Genomic DNA, 2,434 nt, shown 5'->3' with positions numbered 1-2,434 from the left:
ATATTTAAATGGATTTTCCATATAACGTTCTCGTACCTTATTAAATGTACTCTTTTTCGACAAAGAATTCAATTGATCTCCTTTCTCTCGGATGGAATCGAAAATGGGACACCCTTTACAATGTTTGTAGTTTCTTTGTTTTGCCTGTTCTTGCTCATCTGTACAATTCACTGATAGGTTGTTCAGAGGGCAAATTGAACAATGTGCATCTTCTAAATTATGGATTTCTTGTAAAATTTTTCGACGAAGATGAGTCAAAAAAATCTCCTCCTACCGCATTTGGATTGAAATGTACAAAAAAACGAATTTAACATTTCCATTATATATCATCTAAACAGAAACGTTAAATTTTAAGGTAAAAATATTATTTTGATCATTTAAGTTTATACCACGATAAATTATAAGTTTATTGTGGTATAATTAGAATCATAAAAATTTATATAAAAATATATGTTTACTATTTCATTCTGTTAAAGGTTGTGTTTAGATTTGAATATTATAAATTACGAACATAATAACCAAATTGTAAAATCAAAATCGGATTTTTTTGATAGCAGTCATTTTGAAAACATTATGGGTTTAGGTATCCGTAATATTGACTATTCGCAATTAAGCGAAGAATCGTTGGTTTATCTATTTTTACATGATGAGCCATCTTTAACAAAAAAAAGAAGTGAGCGAACCAAACAACAGTATCTGCACGATCTTTCTCATTTTCTTCGTTACATAAAAGAATCTATTGGAACCATCCAGGAATTATCCCATAATGAGATGGAAATCTATTTCTATGAATTAAGCAAAAATTATGCTGCCACTACATTACGTAAAAAGAAAACAGTAGTTCAGCAGTTTTTAAAATATGTGTATGATAATAACGGACTCTCAGACAACTTTAGTAGTCGCCTTAAAAAAGTATCCGTAAAAAAAGAAGAGCTAGTCAATCGTGACCTTTATCCAGAAGAAGTTACCCAGATATTAGATGAACTGAAAAAATCCAACTATTTTGTTTACACTACATTTTTCCTGTTAACTACAACAGGACTACGAATTGAAGAAATCGCAACTGCTAAATGGGCAGATTTGGTCTTTCATTCATCTTTAAATGCCTATTTACTTCGTGTAGTTGGTAAAGGGAATAAAAGTAGGGAAGTTCGCATCTTTGAAGATACATTGGATGCTTTATGCCATGTTCGAAGTTTACGTAAACAAACAACAGAACTAGATGCATCGAGTACCTCCGCTTTTCTCCCTAAAGCTGATGGATCAAATTATCGAGCGGACTATCTCTCTTCTCTTGTGGCCAAAAAAATAGAAGAAATAAATTTAGATTTTCTGCGTTACCGACAGGATAGAATCACTCCTCACACTTGTAGGCATTTCATGGCTAATTACTTAATGGAAAAGGGTGTGGAACTAAAAAAAATAAGGGACTATTTAGGGCATGAATCTATCATGACTACAGAACGTTATTTAAGAGAGCGTACAAGACGTCAAAACTTGGCCACAATAGATATAGGAAATTCATTATTTTAGTAAGTATATATAATAGGAAGAAACTCGATTTAATGTTTCGATATCTTCCTGTTTTTTTGCTCATAGAACCCTAAATATTTCTCTATCATCATAACATTTAAACTAATTATTACAAATTAATTTAAATTATGACTTATTATTAGTCATTAGGACACAATTTACCTTTTCTGTTTTACACTAGCTTTATAAATCAGAAAGGAAAAGGTGATGATATGTCCCATCTAAGCAAAAGACTTGCTGAATTGAGAAAAAAACAAGGATATACCCAATCCGATATATCACATCGCCTAAACATTGCCCGCACTACTTATGCAAATTGGGAATATGGGAAAGCTGATCCTGATGCAGATTCCATCATGAATCTTGCTGAAATACATAATGTCTCCATAGATGAACTATTCGGGCGAAATGCACCCCTAGAAAGTAAATTAGAATTAATTAAAGTAGCAATATCCGATTTGCCTCCACAAAAACAGCAAGAAGTGTTAGAGGTTCTTATTGACTACACCTACTTCATAAAAAAGCATTTTGCCAAATGAATGTAAAATTATTTTTCAGTATTTTTTTATGATACGTGAGTTAAATGCACTTGCTTAATATTAGCCTGTATAAAGGGGCTACGCATTTTCAGTGCCCCGCCCTCGCGGAATAATCTTTGGAAACCCTTGTGTTATCAGTAGATTTGATAACACAAGGGTTTTTGCAACCTTACTAACAATATAGTTTAAAAATTTGATTTCGTATCAGCTATCAGTTTGTGAATGATTCACAAACTTTTCTTGTATTTCGAATTTGATATTTAGGAAATATCCCTAAAAACAACGAATGCGATTGCCTCCTATGAGACAATCGCATTCTAATTATTTAAAGGTTAACCCATTCCACCACCGGGATCTCCCAT

At 32.3% G+C, this 2,434-nt stretch carries 3 protein-coding genes; 2 read left to right on the top strand and 1 reads right to left on the bottom strand.

Going from position 1 to position 2,434, the window contains the following annotated elements; all coding sequences use genetic code 11:
* The coding region (locus tag ACS2CR_RS33950; RefSeq protein WP_438906155.1) for a zinc-finger domain-containing protein at nucleotides 1-258 on the bottom strand (258 nt) is incomplete at its 3' end.
* A gap of 231 nt (nucleotides 259-489) precedes the next feature.
* On the opposite strand from ACS2CR_RS33950, the gene ACS2CR_RS33945 reads away from it, so the two are divergent.
* Nucleotides 490-1,533, top strand: a complete 1,044-nt coding sequence (locus ACS2CR_RS33945) for a tyrosine-type recombinase/integrase (RefSeq protein WP_309567762.1) — start codon at nucleotides 490-492, stop codon at nucleotides 1,531-1,533.
* A gap of 212 nt (nucleotides 1,534-1,745) precedes the next feature.
* Nucleotides 1,746-2,072, top strand: a complete 327-nt coding sequence (locus tag ACS2CR_RS33940) for a helix-turn-helix domain-containing protein (protein WP_000019020.1) — start codon at nucleotides 1,746-1,748, stop codon at nucleotides 2,070-2,072.
* The last annotated feature ends 362 nt before the right edge of the window (nucleotides 2,073-2,434 follow it).

The organism is Bacillus cereus group sp. BceL291 (genome assembly GCF_051776705.1).
Taxonomy (GTDB): domain Bacteria; phylum Bacillota; class Bacilli; order Bacillales; family Bacillaceae_G; genus Bacillus_A; species Bacillus_A cereus.
This window is presented reverse-complemented; position numbering and strand designations above follow the sequence as displayed.